At 43.8% G+C, this 16,188-nt stretch carries 8 protein-coding genes, 2 rRNA genes and 1 pseudogene; 5 read left to right on the top strand and 6 right to left on the bottom strand.

What is annotated here, in order from left to right; genetic code table 11:
- A 23S ribosomal RNA gene (locus L5M29_RS12875) occupies positions 1-110 on the top strand; the annotation flags it as partial.
- 188 nt (positions 111-298) lie between these two features.
- Positions 299-414 (top strand): 5S ribosomal RNA (gene rrf / locus L5M29_RS12880).
- A gap of 559 nt (positions 415-973) precedes the next feature.
- On the opposite strand, the gene L5M29_RS12885 is transcribed toward rrf, so the two are convergent.
- Together L5M29_RS12885 and L5M29_RS12890 are read right to left on the bottom strand one after the other, a co-directional pair.
- On the bottom strand, positions 974-1,723 hold the full coding sequence (locus tag L5M29_RS12885) for a DUF2057 domain-containing protein (protein WP_263168125.1): 750 nt from the start codon (positions 1,721-1,723) through the stop codon (positions 974-976).
- Between the two features lie 206 nt (positions 1,724-1,929).
- Complete coding sequence (locus L5M29_RS12890) at positions 1,930-3,975, bottom strand: bifunctional 2',3'-cyclic-nucleotide 2'-phosphodiesterase/3'-nucleotidase (RefSeq protein WP_219255565.1); 2,046 nt, start codon at positions 3,973-3,975, stop codon at positions 1,930-1,932.
- A gap of 706 nt (positions 3,976-4,681) precedes the next feature.
- On the opposite strand from L5M29_RS12890, the gene L5M29_RS12895 reads away from it, so the two are divergent.
- Complete coding sequence (locus tag L5M29_RS12895; RefSeq protein ID WP_263168127.1) at positions 4,682-6,826, top strand: M3 family metallopeptidase; 2,145 nt, start codon at positions 4,682-4,684, stop codon at positions 6,824-6,826.
- A gap of 207 nt (positions 6,827-7,033) precedes the next feature.
- On the opposite strand, the gene L5M29_RS12900 is transcribed toward L5M29_RS12895, so the two are convergent.
- From L5M29_RS12900 to L5M29_RS12910, 3 genes are all read right to left on the bottom strand, one after another.
- The gene (locus L5M29_RS12900; RefSeq protein ID WP_263168129.1) at positions 7,034-7,417 is read right to left on the bottom strand and encodes a GCN5 family acetyltransferase; all 384 of its coding nucleotides are present in this window, start codon (positions 7,415-7,417) and stop codon (positions 7,034-7,036) included.
- Positions 7,418-7,867: an acetyltransferase gene (locus L5M29_RS12905; RefSeq protein WP_263168276.1), complete on the bottom strand. Its 450-nt coding sequence runs from the start codon at positions 7,865-7,867 to the stop codon at positions 7,418-7,420.
- Between the two features lie 269 nt (positions 7,868-8,136).
- Entirely contained in the window at positions 8,137-10,350 is a 2,214-nt protein-coding gene (locus L5M29_RS12910; protein ID WP_263168131.1) for a M3 family metallopeptidase, read from the bottom strand.
- Between the two features lie 241 nt (positions 10,351-10,591).
- Between L5M29_RS12910 and L5M29_RS12915 the strand changes: the two are divergent.
- Positions 10,592-10,804 (top strand): annotated as a pseudogene (locus tag L5M29_RS12915) (hypothetical protein); the annotation flags it as partial.
- A 389-nt stretch (positions 10,805-11,193) separates the two neighbouring features.
- Positions 11,194-13,668, top strand: a complete 2,475-nt coding sequence (locus tag L5M29_RS12920; RefSeq protein ID WP_263168133.1) for a hypothetical protein — start codon at positions 11,194-11,196, stop codon at positions 13,666-13,668.
- A 734-nt stretch (positions 13,669-14,402) separates the two neighbouring features.
- On the opposite strand, the gene ggt is transcribed toward L5M29_RS12920, so the two are convergent.
- Positions 14,403-16,142: a gamma-glutamyltransferase gene (gene ggt, locus L5M29_RS12925; protein ID WP_263168135.1), complete on the bottom strand. Its 1,740-nt coding sequence runs from the start codon at positions 16,140-16,142 to the stop codon at positions 14,403-14,405.
- Positions 16,143-16,188 lie beyond the last annotated feature (46 nt).

Below are 16,188 nucleotides of genomic sequence, written 5' to 3' on the forward strand. Positions count from 1 at the left end.
ATTTAATTCCTCTAAAGAGCCGTTCGAGACTAGGACGTTGATAGGCATGGTGTGTAAGCGTTGTGAGGCGTTGAGCTAACATGTACTAATGACTCGAGAGGCTTAACCATACAACCCAGATGGGTTTTACTGAAAATGTTCCAGACATTTTCTAGCACTTCCTCCTTCCATGGAGGTCGTACGAAAAGCCTTAGACAGAATATCGACACTTGATAAAGTTAAAGACTCAACAGAAAATCAGCTTTCCGAATTATTATTAACGTGAGCCAGAGATGGACACGGTAATAAACAGAATTTGCTTGGTGACAATAGCCTTGTGGAACCACCTGATCCCATCCCGAACTCAGAAGTGAAACGCAAACGCGCCGATGGTAGTGTGGGGTCTCCCCATGTGAGAGTAGGCCATCGCCAAGCATCCAAATAAACACCAAAGCCCTAGCCTAAACCGCTAGGGCTTTTGTGTTTATACGCTCCGCGAAAACTTATCTCGATGTCGGTCAATAAATGTTCCTCCAATATTGACACTTCCACCATCCATGGCGGTCGCCCGCCGCTAAGCGGACTCCCCGGCTACGAAGACAAGCTTCTTCGCGTTCAATCATGCTAAATACTCCGTATTTATAGCGCTATGATTTCACCCCCATGTGAGAGTAGGTCATCGCTAAGCGCCTAATGATCTCATTGAGATGTAACGAAGCCAGCTGATAAGCTGGTTTTTTTGCGTCTGCAATTTACATGTTTTAGCGTTTTTGAAACCGTTTCATTGTTTGAAATAACATTAAGCTGTGAAGTGGTAATGGGTTTACTGAACGCTTTCTTAATGAGCTTAAGTTTTACTAAGTTCTCATTTTATGAACTGTAATAGAGCCGCCAGTTCATAGTGACACTAAGCTGGCGGTTTGAAATAGATAGCTGAAGCAATGTTGATGGTTAGAGGACAAATACCCTCTTCAACGCTTGCGTGCTCTATGGGTCACTCTTTGTTGATTTTGGCTTTGAAGCTGGCTTTGGTATTGTCGTTAGCTTGTTTGTACCAGTAATCCAGCATTTGACTGATTTCAGCTTGGCTAGGTGTCGTCGCTGGAGTGATTTGCTGAGCCTTATCATTGTTCGCTGCGACTGCTGACGACATAACTGCTGGCGCGATCAAGCTCGTGGATGTGGCTGCTGATGTTTGGTGTATTTGCGGCAGGCTTGCCAATACTGGTGCAATGGCGTCGCTTGCTTGCGTTGTTGCGGTATTCATAGTGAGATTTAATGAAGCCGGATGATTGCTAAGGTTGTACTGCAGTATCTCGTGTTCGAAATCCCGTCCCAGTTGAATGCCATTCTTAATCAATTTATCGCTGGTAAAAACCACTGCTTCATCTTGAGCATTTAATAGTGTCAGCTTAGGTGACTCATCAAATTTCTTTGCATCTCTGGCTGAGTTGATAGCGGGAAGTGTCAGCGTGAGTGTTTGTGCTGATGCATCAAAACGGACGATGAGCACGTCGGAAAGATAATGCACTGAGTCAGCTTGTTGTCGATATTGCGCGGCATAGCGAAAGGCAATCTGATTGGTCCCATCGGCTAAAATGAGATCGCCACTCTTTACGGCTGGCTTGCCATTGACCGTTAGCACTTCAGCATTTTTAGGCAGATTGAGATGAACATCGGCCGTTGCAGGTTGCACTGCGCCCAGTATTAACGCAGTGGCACATAAGATTGATTGATATTTCATAAGCTTTCTCTGTTGTTGCGAGGACGCCGCTAAATAATAAGGCAGATATTTGGCGACACAAAGCAGGTTTAACCTTCAGTGTGGAGCATGATGAACTAAATGGCGACACACTGTTTATAGCGCGCAGATTAGCGTTAATTTAATCTGTATGGAATAAAAAAGGCTCACGATGAGCCTTTTTGAGCATGATATTTGGGATTGAACGCTTATTTGGTTAGGTTGATGCTATAAACGGCGAAACCCAGTTCATCCTTACCGATCTTCTTCATTTCACGTTGTTTATTGGCTTCGATAAAGGCAGCGGCTTTGTCACTGTCTTGGGTTTCGAAGCGAATGTCTAATGTGACGTTGGTAGTGATGGTTTTGAAATCCCAGTTGTAATCGGCACTTGGATTGACCATAGCTTCGTACTTACCTGTGGTTTCGTTGTACTGAGATTGCGCTGTGATATAGGCAGCTAGTGCTTCACGGTTAGTATCGGGCAGTTCAAGCACCACATGGTCGCTACCCGTACCAGCAAACTTACCCCCAAAGGCGCGGTAGTTATTTGAGGTGACGATAAATTCTTTCGCGGCAAATTCTTCACCTGTAATGACTTTGCCATTTTCGTCTTTATAGCTTAAATCAACGATACGGTTTGCGTTGGCATTAACGACGGCGCAATCGCGGTCAAACTTGCTTGGTTGAGTCACATCAATTTTATAGGTTAACCCATCGAGTACGTCGAAGTTGTAGGTTGGATGACCATCCCAGTTGATTAAACCTTGTGGGGTAGTTTTTGCTGGGTCGATTTGATTGAACTGGTTTGCTGAGCACTCGAGCCAATCTTTCAATTCGGCGCCCGTCGCTTTGACTGCCACCATAGTATTGGGATACAGGTACAGATCGGCGGCGTTTTTAAAGGTCAGTGGGCCTTTATCAACTTGCACAAATTGATCGGCATCACTGGTTGTACCGTGGCGACCGCCCGCTTTAAAGGGTGCGGAGGCTGATAGCACTGGCAGACCTTTTAATGCTGCAGGTAATTTCGCTTTCACGTTAGCGATTTGCGCATCGGAAACGATTTGTACCGTAGGGTCGTCCTGCACTAAGGTAAGGAAGCTGTACATGTCGGCTGCGGCAACGCCGATAGGTTCATCCACAAAGGCGAGGGTTCCTTGGTGCTCGGCTGCGACTGCATCTTTAATTGCGGGATCTTGGCTAACTAACTCTTCCTTAGTTGCACCATTATATATGGGGCGAGCTTGCGTTTTCGCACTAAGGACATGCCATTTGCCATCTCTACGTTCAAGTTTAAAGTCAACAACCCCTAAGTTATCACCCCAACGACCTGGCATCACTGCTGGGACGCCGTTCAGTAGGCCCTTAGTGACATCGGTATTGGGTAAGTCGGCATACTTAGCATCAGGGAAGATAGAGTGGCTGTGACCGAATAGAATCGCATTGATACCATCAACATAAGTCAAAGCGTAAGTGGCATTTTCAGCCATAGGATCGCCAGGATTTTCCGTTGAACCAATGCCAGAGTGAGGAATGGCGATAATGATATCGGCCCCTTTGGCTTTCATTTCTGGGACATATTTTTTCGCGGTTTCAATAATATCTTCGACCGTCACTTTACCCGTCAGATTTTGTTTATCCCACAATAGAATTTGCGGTGGCACAAAACCAATATAACCAATGTTAATGGTTTGATTATTACCTTCACTGTCGATGATGTTTTTTTGTTTGATGATATAAGGGGTGAATAAATGCTCACCTTTTTTAACCTCATTCCAGCAACCATTATCGTCGGCGCAATAAACGTTTGAGTTGATATAAGGGAAATCTGCACCACTAATGGATTTATTTAAGAAATCTAAACCATAGTTAAATTCATGGTTACCGATATTACCGACTTCATAATCTAATAGGTTCATGGCTTTATAGGCTGGATGAATATCACCCATTTGCAGGCCAACTTTAGCCATGTAATCGCCCATTGGGCTGCCTTGTAGTAGATCGCCGTTGTCGACGAGTACGCTGTTTTTGGCTTCGTTGCGTGCAGCGTGGATTAAGCTTGCAGTACGGGCTAGACCGATAGTTGGGTCATTTTTGCCACTGTAGTAGTTGAAATCCATGATATTTGTGTGCAGATCTGTGGTTTCGAGTACCCGTAAATCGGCTTGAACGACTTTGTCGTCATCAGAATTACAGGCGCTTACACCAAGGGCGGCAGTGATCATCACTGCGAGTATTTTCTTATTTAACATAGTTATCTCTATTTATATTTATTTGACCCCAATGCATGTTCCGTAAAAGAACATGCCCATCATCCCGTTAATTCAGCGTAATTTAACTGTTAGGTTAATTTGCCACTAAGTTAACGAGCGGGAATTATAAAGACATTTGATGATCTGAATGTGACATTAATCGGATAAAAGCTGTTTCAAATTGTGACTCAAGGTTTGCTTGCCTAAATAGTGAGCCGTTTAGCCTGTTTATTTGTTACACCTATGTTTAAATAATTACAGTAAACAGTTTATTAAGAAGAATTAATATTTGTTATTGGAATGGCATTTATTCGCTCAGCCCCTTGTCTATGTCGGGGATATTTGACTTGAAAATTCAGTAGAATTGTTTTAAATAATTCTTTTACATCAAATTTTAGCCAATGTTGATCACTTATGCTCGCATGTCTCTTGGCTTGATTGAGGCGAGTTAGGTTTAGCGTAGCGTTGGCATAGGCTTATTTAGACGAGTAATACACATAAAGTGATACAAATTAGCTGTGCTCTGGGCGGGTAAAACTTGGCTGAAATGCGCGTAACTTGTTAAGGTAGTTCATCGAAATTGACGTACGAAGCTACACAAGTTCGTTAAAACAGACTGTTGTAAACCGAAAGCCAAAATCCGTTTGCGCGCACCTTTCACCTTAAAAATACAATCGAAAGGGCAGCAACATCCAAGGGAGTTAATATGCGTAAGTCCGTTATTACCACAGCCGTAGCTGCGGCATTGTTACTTGGCGCTTGTTCAGACAAGCCTGCTGTAAGCACCAATGAAGCCAAAAATGCCGTTGCGACTCAATCCGCCGCTAAAGCGCAAGCAACTAATGTGCTGCTGAGCAAGAGTCCACTGCAAGATCAAGCGCCGCAATTTAATCTTATTCAGTCTGTAGATTATGCTCCCGCCTTCGAGCAGGGCATTAAAGCTCACGATGCAGAAATCGCTGCGATTGTGAATAACAAACAGGCGGCTAGTTTTGACAATACCATTCTCGCCATGGAAACCTCGGGTGAATTGTTAACGCGCGTATCGCGTACCTTCTTTAATCTCGCAGGTCTGATTTCTGATGATGATTTCCAGAAAACCGAAGCGGATCTTGCACCTAAGCTATCTGCCCACCGAGATAATATTTATCTCGATCCGACTTTATTTGCCCGTGTTGAAGCCGTATACCAGCAAAAGAGCAGCCTAAATGCGGAAGATCAGCGTTTAGTTGAATACTACTATGAGCAGTTTGTTCGCGCTGGCGCGAAATTGTCGGCCGAAGATAAAGCTAAGATGCGCGACTTTAACGCTGAACTTGCAACCTTAGCGACGGACTTTTCACAAAACAGCTTAAAATCATTTAAAGATGATGTGATTGTTGTGACTGATAAAGCCCTGTTAGTCGGTTTATCCGACAGCGAAATTGCTACTTTAGCTGCGGCTGCTAAAGCTGCTGGTAAAGAAGGTTATTTGATTACTTTAGTCAACACGACACGCCAACCTGTGCTTTCTAGCCTGAGCAACCGTGAACTGCGCCAAAAAGTGTGGGAAACCTCGGCGCACAGAGCCGTCGCAATCAATGGTCCATTAATTGTCAAAATGGCGCAAATACGGGCTAAAAAAGCTAATTTACTGGGGTTCGATACTTGGGCATCCTATGCGGTTGCCGATCAAATGGCGAAAACACCAGCCGCTGTGTATGAAATCCTCGATGATTTAGCGCCAAAAGCTTTAGCTCGCGCCAAAGTGGAGGCGGCTGATATTCAAGCTGAAATCAAAACGGCGGGCGGTGATTTTGAGCTGCAACCTTGGGATTGGGCTTACTACGCCGACAAAGTGCGTAAAGAGAAATACTCCCTCGATGAAAGCAGTATCAAGCCTTATTTCGAGTTTAATACTGTACTGAAAGACGGGCTGTTTTTCGCTATGCATAAATTGTATGGCATCAGCTTAAAACCGCGTACCGATTTACCTGTGTGGCATTCCGATGTTTTAGCTTTTGAAGTCTTTGATAAAGATAACAGTTCTATTGGCTTATTCTATCTAGACCCGTATGCCCGTGAAGGTAAAGGCGGCGGCGCGTGGATGGATGAGTTCGTCACCCAAAGCGGTCTGCTCGGCACTAAGCCCGTTGTCTATAACGCGCTTAATATTCCTAAGCCAGCCGATGGCCCAACGCTAATGACCTTCGATGAAGTGACCACTCTGTTCCATGAATTTGGCCATGCGATACACGGTTTATTCTCGCAAGTGAAATACCCAAGCGTGGCTGGTACATCAACCGCACGTGACTTTGTTGAGTTCCCATCACAGGTCAACGAAGATTGGAATATCGACCCTGCTGTGATTGCTAACTATGCCAAACACTACAAAACGGGTGAGCCAATTCCTAAGGCGCTGCTTGATAAAATTTTAGCGGCCAATAAGTTTGGCCAAGGTTTTGATACAGTTGAGTACCTATCAGCGGCCTTGTTAGATATGGAATGGCACTCTATCAGCGCCGACACTCAAATTAGCGATGTAGAGAAGTTTGAGCACCAAGTGCTAGCTAAACATGGTCTTGATTTTGCGCCAATACCACCCCGTTATAAGTCGAGCTACTTTAGCCATGCCTTCTCCGGTGGTTATTCCGCAGGTTATTACGCGTATTTGTGGACCGAAGTGTTTGCCGCCGATGCCTTTGCCTATATGGGCGAGCAAGGTGGCTTAAAAGCCGATAATGGTGACAAATTCCGTAAGGAAGTCTTATCTAAAGGTAACAGTGAAGATCTCATCCAAGATTATATTCACTTTACTGGTAAAAAACCGACAACAGAGGCACTGTTAAAGCGCCGCGGTTTAGTCGATTAATTGTAAAAAGATAAAGGCTTGTTAGGGAAACCTAGCAAGCCCTTTTTTATTGATGTTGGGGCGGATTTATTAACCATTTTTTGTTTCAAGACAGGAGGTTTAGAGGATAAGGAAATCTGCAGGTAACGCTCCTAATCACAGTTCCAAAATAGTTTGTTGGAATGTTGTCGAAAGACAGTCTTAAACTTTTTTTTATTGATTAAATTGTTATGTTTGATTGTCACTTATAAAGTTAGCAATAGTGTCCTCCTTACGTTGACTCTCTAATAACCACTCAACCCTCCATTCAGTTAGGCGCTCACCCTTTTTATGAATGAATTTTCCTGCTTCTGGTTCATCAATCCATTCAAGCTGTTTAATAAGTACTAAAGGCGCTTCAGACCCGTCAGTTTCATTCGAAAATTCAAGAGCCTCATTATAAGTATGAAATGCGTAATAGTAGATTTCACCATCAAATTCATCTGGAGCACCTTGCCAAGGGCGGCACCAAACACGATATTCTAAGACTTGATCATAGAAATAACCGCCGCCTGATTTTGTTTCCGCTGGATACTCTCCAACCCTATTCTCATCGATTGAATCAGGATACATCTACAATCCCTCAATGGAATGTAACGCCATATGCAACAGCGGATAAGGTTTACCTTGTCCATCAACGGGTGAGCGACCCGTTACTGAAAAACCAATATGCTGGTAAAAACCTAATGCTTGCTGATTCTGCTCATTAACATCAACCTTTGTGGCTCCCAGTTCATTAATGGCATGTGTCGCTAGCATGGAACCAATACCTTTTCCGCGCGCGTCAGGTGAGATGAACAGCATTTCAATATTGCCATCATGTATCCCGCAGAATCCGAGTATTTCTCCATTGTCATTTTTAGCGCACTTTAAGTGAACGGCGTCAAAATATTGTTCGAGGATCAACGGCTTTAATTCCTGTAGATCTTCTTCTGCTAAAAAGTCATGGGTTGCTCTCACCGATGCTTCCCAAATATTGAGCAGACTAAGATGATCTACTTTTTCTACCATCTCAATATTCATCATATAACTCTATTGAAAATTTAATGCCGCCTAAGTGGCGAATAATAGTGGGTTAACATGTGAAGCGGGAACGTACCATTATTACTAATCCGCATTTAAGAAGTTTAGGCGTAAGTTCCGTAACATCTTTTTCCCAAGATGTTAGCTGCCAAGCTGCACTCTGTCATCTTGACCTTTCTCGCTATTTACCTATTTAGTATCAGTAAAATAAAAACAGGGAGTATTAGCTCCCTGTTTATGATATTTAAAACTTCAATTTAGAGGGGCGATTATTCGGCCAGTAATCCGCGGCTACGCAGTAGCGGCTCGATACCGGCTTCTTTACCGCGGAATTTTTTATACATCAGCATAGGATCATCACTGCCGCCTTTCGACAGGATATTGTTACGGAAAGAGTCCGCAGTGGCCTTGTCGAAAATACCGTTTTCTTTAAAGGCTTCGAAAGCATCCGCACCTAAAATATCCGACCAGAGGTAGCTGTAGTAGCCTGCTGAATAACCGCCTGCGAAAATATGCGAGAAGTAAGTGCTGCGATAGCGTGGGCTAATTTCCTCAATCAGTCCCATTGCCGCTAACGAGTCCGCCTCAAACTTGGTCGCATCCTTTGGCGTAGTGTCGGTCAGTGTGTGCCAATCTAAATCGAGTTTAGTGGCCGCCATGTATTCAACGGTAGAAAAACCTTGGTTGAACTTACTGGCCGCTTGGATTTTCTTCACCAGTTCTTGCGGGATCACTTCGCCGGTTTTGTAGTGCTTGGCAAATTGGGCTAACACTTCTGGTTGAGTCATCCAGTTTTCATTCACTTGCGATGGGAACTCAACGTAATCGCGAGGTACGGCGGTGCCGCCCTGTGAGCGATATTCGACGTTCGATAACATGCCGTGTAGTGCGTGGCCAAATTCGTGGAATAGTGTGCTGGCTTCATCGAAAGTCAGCAACGCTGGCTCATTACCCGCTGGTCGAGGGTAGTTTAATACGTTGACAATAATAGGTTTAGAATCAACGCCATTCATATTGTATTGCTTGCGGAAGGAGTTCATCCAAGCGCCGCCACGTTTGCTGTCACGGGTGAAATAGTCACCCATAAAGATGGCCATCAGTTTGCCGTCTTTATCGTAAACTTCCCAAGTACGAACTTCTGCATTGTATTTGGGTAAGTCGGTACGTTCTTTAAAGGTCAAACCGTACAAACGGTTAGCCGTGTAGAACACGCCTTTTAATGTACTGTCGAGGGAGAAATACGGGCGAGTTTGTTGCTCGTTAAAGCTGTACTTAGCGACACGGATCTTGTCGGCGTAGTAATCCCAGTCCCACGCTTGCAGCTTAAAATTGCCACCTTGAGCGTCAATCATGGCTTGCATATCAGCCACTTCGTTTTTGGCTTGGGCCAATGCCGCTGGCCATACTTTATTGAGTAAGCCGTAGACGTTTTCTGGTGTTTTAGCTGTGCGTTCTTCTAACACGAAATCCGCATGGGTTTTATAGCCCATCAGTTGAGCACGTTCAGCACGCAGGGCAGCAATCTTAGCGAGGATAATCTTGTTATCGTTGGCGTTATTGTTGTTACCGCGCTCGATATAGCCTTTGTAGAGTTTTTCACGTAACTGGCGATTATCGGCATAGGTTAAAAAAGGCGTGATAGAAGGGCGAGAGGTGGTAAATACCCACTTGCCTTCGTGGCCACGTTTTTTGGCGGTTTCAAAGGCAGTGGCAATCACATCTGCGGGCAAACCCGCGAGATCGGCTTTGCTATCCACCACTAATTCGAATGCATTGGTTTCGGCTAATAGATTGTCACCAAAGGTTAAATTGAGTTTGCCGATCTCTTCGTTCAGCGCGCGCAGTTTGGTTTTATCTGGCTCGCTTAAGTTCGCGCCGCCACGGGTGAAAGATTTATAGGTATCTTCCAGTAATTTGGCTTGGGCTGTGCTGAGCTTTAGGTTGTCTTTTGCGTCGTGGACGGCTTTGACTTTTTGAAACAGTTTGTCATTAAGCAAAATATCGTCTTCGGCGGACGATAACATAGGCGACACTTCTTTCGAGAGTGCTTGCAATGCTTCATTCGTATCCGCGCCCGTCAGGTTAAAGAAGACGTTAGAAACGCGGGTCACTAGATCGCCAGAAAACTCCATGGCTTCAATCGTATTGGCGAAGGTGGGTTTGGCTTTATTATCAACAATTGCTTGAATTTGTTCGTGTTGTTGAGCGATTCCCGCTTTAAATGCGGGGAGGAAATGCTCAGGCTTGATTTTATCGAAGGCCGGAATTTCCATAAAAGTATCATAGAGTTTAAAGAATGGATTAGTCGCATTCTGGCTGATAATTTGCGCTGACACTGCATTTGGCGCCGCACTTGCTTGAACACTGGCATCGGGTTGTTGTGTGCTACAGGCGCCCAATGTTAAGGCGAAAGCGATGGCACTTAGCGTGAGTTTAGCAGTGCGTGGCGTGAGGGCTTGCGGTTTGAGGGTTAGTCCCTTCATTATTTGTTCCCCGTTAGGTTGATATTGTTATGGATGTTTGCATGATGATGGCCTTGGATTTCAAGAAAAAATTGAAGTCTACGTGCGGCTAAAACCATTAAATTAAGCTTAATGTGACTGTTTAACATGTATCGGACTAGGGGTTCCATCGATTTTGTGTTTAGTTTGTAACAAATGTTTTGTTTCAGGCTTTTAAGCAAAAAATGATGGCAAACTGGGCGAGGATATTATCGCGTCTCAGGCACGTTTTCTTGGCTTAGTCGGCCCTAAACCCATTGCAATTGGCGGCTCAACGAACAGTAAATTATTCCCCAATGCTTTAAGTTTTGCCCAAGCGATGCTGGGCGTGTAATACACAGGCCATACCGAAAAAGAGTTCATCACCCATAAGCAATTAATGCTGAACCTAAAAATGTACACCGCAGCATTTATCGAGCTATCGGCGGTGAAATAGTGCTCTTTGTTAAAGTTATTTTGGGATGACACAAAAGTGTAGGGAGCAATAAACTGTTCTGAGTATTAAAGGTTCATACGGAAACGGCGGTTAAATCTTAGAGTGAGTTATATCGTCAGTTGTGCTGGATGAATTGTCATTGTTTCCCCAGTGACTCGCCGTAAATATATCCATATAGGCTCGACGGCGGCATCCATGCCGCCAACGGTCACTGTTGCAACAATGCCAATCCTCACTGACCCTTTCGCTGTTCGTTTAGCTAAAAAGCTATTGCCCCAAAGCTCGTTAGCGAAGCGTTTTTAACCTTCTTGGTATGATGAGAGAGTTGACCAAATTTCAATACTACTACAGAGTGTCAACAGGACTATGGCTTTAACAAGTTTAGCTAAATGGAAAACAAAAAAGGCATCAATGTAAGATACTCAAATCGTCCAGTTAAAGTCGCATTTATTGTTCCTTTAGTTGATGACAACACCACTCAATGGATTTTAGATGGCATTTTTTACGAAGCATACTCCCGTTGGGGCGGAACTAAATCTTTAATAATCCCTTTTAGTAATGACGATTTTATATCTGATAGGTATTTAGACTGGCTAGAACAATATGATGCGGATTTTGTTTATTCGTACGTCGATTTAACATTAAAACAAATCAATATCATCAATAAGAAATCTCTACCTATCGAAATGATAAAGCATGAAGTTCATGGCGAAGTTAAGAGGTGGAGGCAGTTCATTCCAAGTTGGCCTTATGGCTTTACTCCTATTCGAGCAATGTCAACAATTAACAGTCCTTATGCGAAGTACCAAGATTGGTCGAATGCAAACCAGCCAAACTTGTACATAACGCAATACTATGAAAATGATGAATATCGATTCTTACCAGATAACTTTGGTATATCTCAAGGGGGGAACGGTCCTAATCTTGGGCGGCTGAATATCTTCGGTACTGTTTGCTATTGCGCACAAGACCTACCCGCATATAACGATGTTGGCAATGAGCGCTGCCATAGCTTAGCTGAACTTTTGGGTAAGCTTGCCCAAAAGCAGGTCAAAACTTTCTCAAAGCTTTCGAGCATTCATGCATCGACTATTAATCACCCAAATGATTATGAATGGGCAAATAGCTTTAATTTATTTGTTGGTGATACTGCTGCAGATAGACTACATTTTTGGAATGGTAGATTATTGTCCGAAAACAACGAACGATATGATTTCAGCGCTCTCAGTGTTTCAAGAGAGCACTTTGATAACGATGACTTTTTAACATCATTAGGTGCGTTTTTAAATGCTCATAATTTTAAAGGGCAAGGCAATGGTCCTTCTTCTTTGAGGTTACGAAGCTTATCTCTTGCCAAAGAAGACTGCGAACAGCTAGCCCAACATCTGCAAGACTATACTTATAGCTATGTTACGGTGCCAGATAATTTCGATAGTCCAGCATTACCGAGTGAGCGAGCACTTAAAGGTCAATATATTGTTGAGTCAGGAATAAGGTCTCTAAAAGTCTATGAACGCGATCACAAGTTTGTAGTAGATGACGTCGAGCACTTTAAGTATCTAACACCTGATCTATATGACTTTAAATCAGGACAGTGCATCTCTAACCTATATATTGAGAAACCAAAGGAAAATTATAAAGTAATAGGTGGCTTCAATGATTGGAAGCTACCTAGACGACTTGAAGCGGCATTAGCATTCACTAAAAATCGAGCAAAAATATCTAGACATGGTTCATTTATCGTAATCCCTGATGCGCCACAACAACTATTTAATGGAATAGCGCAACATGAGTTAACTATTTCTTTATTAATCCCTGATGAAGAAAAAGTATTCCGATGTCTCGTTTTAGAGCATATCCAAAAAATGAGGTATGAATATGATATGCGTTTACAATTAGTCACAGCTAAATACTATGATTTAGAATTGTCCGATAAAGGTCAAAAACACCGTGGCGTTATCTCATTATTTGACGGCGACCTTTCTCATGCTGGTATATTAACCAATTCCTTTTGGCGAAAAATAGTTAGAAAGTCGATAGAAAACTACAAATCGTCATTCTCTCTCAATAAGCTTACAACGATGATTGATCAGTATACCCCTGTCAGCCTCGCGCACATTACAGAGCAAATGAGACTAGATAACGTTGGCGTTACAAAACAGTACTTAAAAAACAACCTTAAAGACACCATCGAATACTTAGTTCATCAGGGCATATTAATTCAGGAATACAGATGGCGTTGTTCGTACTGTGGTAATGAAAATGGCTTGACGCTAGACACAATCAAACTGGATAACAATTGTAGTATTTGTAACAAACTACATAAAACACCAATTGATATGGAGTGGAAATACAAAGTTGCTCCGTTTATAACCTCCGCACTTATTGAGCAAAACGGATTGACTGTACTATGGGCTATTGACCATTTAATGGATGTTTTCCGTTCTCAACAGGCATTTTATCTGCCTGAGGTTAATCTGTTTAAAAATCGTGAAGGCAATGACAATAATGAAATCGATTTTCTTGCTGTCATTGATGGTAAATTCATTGCGGCAGAAGTTAAATTAAGCGCCGCTAGCTTTGTAGATAACCCTAACGAAGTAACTTCATTTATTGATGAAATCCAGAGGTTATCCCCTGACATTGCCTTTCTGATCTGTGAGCAATATTGTCAACAGCAGGCAGATATTGATGAATATAAAGGAAAATTAGAGGAAGTTATTGCCAATATTCATGAAACCATTCCAGATATTGAGGTAAAGGTTATTGTTGCGAGTGAGGTAGATGGCTTTAATTCTGTACCTATTGAATTAGGACCTTACGGCGAAAGAACCTCTGCGTTTTTTGATAGGTTGGCCGAGTAAGCATTGTGCATGTGTGTATAAATACCGTTATGTTACTTTACAGTTTTTCTTATTTAAAAATGAGTTTGTTAGAGGAGTATTACAAATTAATCTAACTTATTTTCGTCCAAAAGATTGCTGTGTATTTTTATTAGCCTTATTAAAAAGCATTTATAAGTCATCAATAAATAAAATGATTAGTCAATCTGATAACGGTAAATGTTAGATCTGTCTTTAGAAGCAACAGGTTACGTGAATGCACGAAAGGTGAGCCATGGTGATTAGCGAGACGACCGTCCGCCCCATGGATGGGGCGGTCGAGCATCCACGGACGGACTGGCTGCGCGTCGATGAGTGAATGCCATGGCAAGCCTATATGAGTGGATACCAGCCAACGCAAGTGTCCCAACGATAGAAATAACTGGCCACCCAGTACAATTCACCTACATGTTTTGTCTTGAAGTGAGTGGTGTTTAGTATGATATTTCATGATTCAGTTGCAGCGTCACTAAAGTAAAAAACAATGCAAATTAGCACAATAACTTTTCCACACAATAAAAAGCCCTGCTTATACGGTGATTTATAGCAGGGCTTTTTTAAGCGAGAGTGTGCATTCGTTGAGCGGAAGGACAAGCTTTACTCAGGGTTTATGACCTAGATCGAATAGGTCATAAATCCTTTTATCTCATCCACCTATTTCTCTCACCCATTTCTTTACACTCATCTCTTTCACTAACATTGGCATCATGGAGATGCTAGTAGCCGATGGCTTCGCTACCCGAGTGGCGTGGATCAGACGCGCCAAAAATCCCTTGTTCGGTCACCATGATTGATTGCGTACTGCCCATAGCGGATTGAACTTTTACCTTGTGTCCTTTGGCTTCGAGCAGGGAAATGGTATCGCGATTAAAGCTGGACTCGACTCGCAATTCATCGGGTTGCCATTGATGGTGAACCCGCGCCGCATTACTGGCTTCCGCGATGTTTAATCCATGGTCGATCACATTCATGATGATCTGCAGTGTGGTGGTGATAATGCGCGAACCACCTGGACTGCCAGTGACGAGGAAGGGTTTGCCATCCTTCATCACTATTGTTGGGCTCATTGAGCTGAGTGGGCGCTTATTGCCTTCGACCGCATTGGCATCACCGCCTACTAAACCATAGCCGTTTGGCACGCCGGGTTTGGCAGAGAAATCATCCATCTCGTTATTGAGCAAAATCCCTGTTCCCTTAGCCACTAAACCTGAGCCGTAGCTGAAGTTTAAGGTGTAGGTATTAGAGACAGCGTTACCCCATTTATCGACTACCGAGAAGTGAGTGGTTTGGTCGCTCTCATAGGGGGCGAGCTTGCCGGGCTTGATTTCAGCGCTCGGTGTTGCCTTATTCATCGCAATTTGGCTGGCGATTTTTTGGGCGTAGTCCTTACTGGTTAAGGCTCTGACGGGCACCTTATAAAAGTCGGGATCGCCTAAGTATTCGCTGCGATCGCTATAGGCGTACTTCATGGTTTCTGCCATCAGATGAATCGTCTGGGCGGTATTGTGGCCGAGTTTATCTATTGGGAATTGCTGCAATACGTTGAGCATTTCGATGATGTGCACGCCGCCCGATGATGGCGGTGGCATAGACACAACCTCATAGCCACGGTATTCGCCGCGCACGGGTTCACGTTCCACTACCTTATAATTTTTAAGGTCGTCTAAGGTCATAATGCCGCCAGCGTCTTTCACCGCATTGATGAGCTTAGTGGCGGTTTCTCCTTCGTAGAATCCTTTGGTGCCTTTTTCAGCGATAAGACTTAACGAATGGGCAAGCTCAGGTTGTTTAAGAATATCATCAACTTGATAGTCACTGCCGTCAGCTTTGTAGAAGATAGCGGCCGTGGTTGGCCATTGGGCCATGCGGCGTTTTAGGCCTGCAAGGGATTGGGCAAGATCTGGCGTTATGCTGATACCTTCCTGCGCCATTTTAATCGCGGGCGCAGCGACTTGGGCGAGAGTCATAGTGCCATATTTTTCAAGGGCTAAGCTCATGCCCATCACTGTACCTGGCACACCCACGGCAAGACCGTGTTCGCGGCTTAGTTTTTCAACTGCGTCGCCATTTTCGTCGAGGAAAATGTTTTTCTTGGCTTTAGACGGCGCCATTTCACGGTAATCGATAGCGATGGTTTTGTTTTCTTTGGCAATATGCACCAGCATAAAACCACCGCCGCCGATATTGCCTGCACGGGGTAAGGTGACTGCCAAACTGAAGGCGACAGCCACGGCGGCGTCAACCGCATTACCGCCTTGCTTTAGGATCTCAACGCCGGTGCGACTGGCGAGAGTTTCTTGGCTTGCGACCATGCCATGCTTAGCCCACACAGGTTGTGCGGTGGCCATCTGGCTGAAAATTGGCGATTCATCGGCAAGCAGACTGGGAGATGATAGTAAGGGAAGCGCCATCGCAATGGCGAGAATAAGAGGTCTAAAAGGTCTTGTTGGACGCATACTCAATCCTGAATTTATTTTAATTATGGCTATGCAATGTGCCGAG

This window comes from Shewanella sp. SM95 (assembly GCF_025653595.1).
Classification (GTDB): Bacteria; Pseudomonadota; Gammaproteobacteria; order Enterobacterales; family Shewanellaceae; genus Shewanella; species Shewanella oncorhynchi.

Excerpts from the sequence above, each read along its gene's own strand:
- L5M29_RS12885 (WP_263168125.1), bottom strand. The coding sequence starts at position 1,723 with ATGAAATATCAATCAATCTTATGTGCCACTGCGTTAATACTGGGCGCA.
- L5M29_RS12890 (WP_219255565.1), bottom strand. The coding sequence starts at position 3,975 with ATGTTAAATAAGAAAATACTCGCAGTGATGATCACTGCCGCCCTTGGT.
- L5M29_RS12895 (WP_263168127.1), top strand. The coding sequence starts at position 4,682 with ATGCGTAAGTCCGTTATTACCACAGCCGTAGCTGCGGCATTGTTACTT.
- L5M29_RS12900 (WP_263168129.1), bottom strand. The coding sequence starts at position 7,417 with ATGTATCCTGATTCAATCGATGAGAATAGGGTTGGAGAGTATCCAGCG.
- L5M29_RS12905 (WP_263168276.1), bottom strand. The coding sequence starts at position 7,867 with ATGAATATTGAGATGGTAGAAAAAGTAGATCATCTTAGTCTGCTCAAT.
- L5M29_RS12910 (WP_263168131.1), bottom strand. The coding sequence starts at position 10,350 with ATGAAGGGACTAACCCTCAAACCGCAAGCCCTCACGCCACGCACTGCT.
- L5M29_RS12920 (WP_263168133.1), top strand. The coding sequence starts at position 11,194 with ATGGAAAACAAAAAAGGCATCAATGTAAGATACTCAAATCGTCCAGTT.
- ggt (WP_263168135.1), bottom strand. The coding sequence starts at position 16,142 with ATGCGTCCAACAAGACCTTTTAGACCTCTTATTCTCGCCATTGCGATG.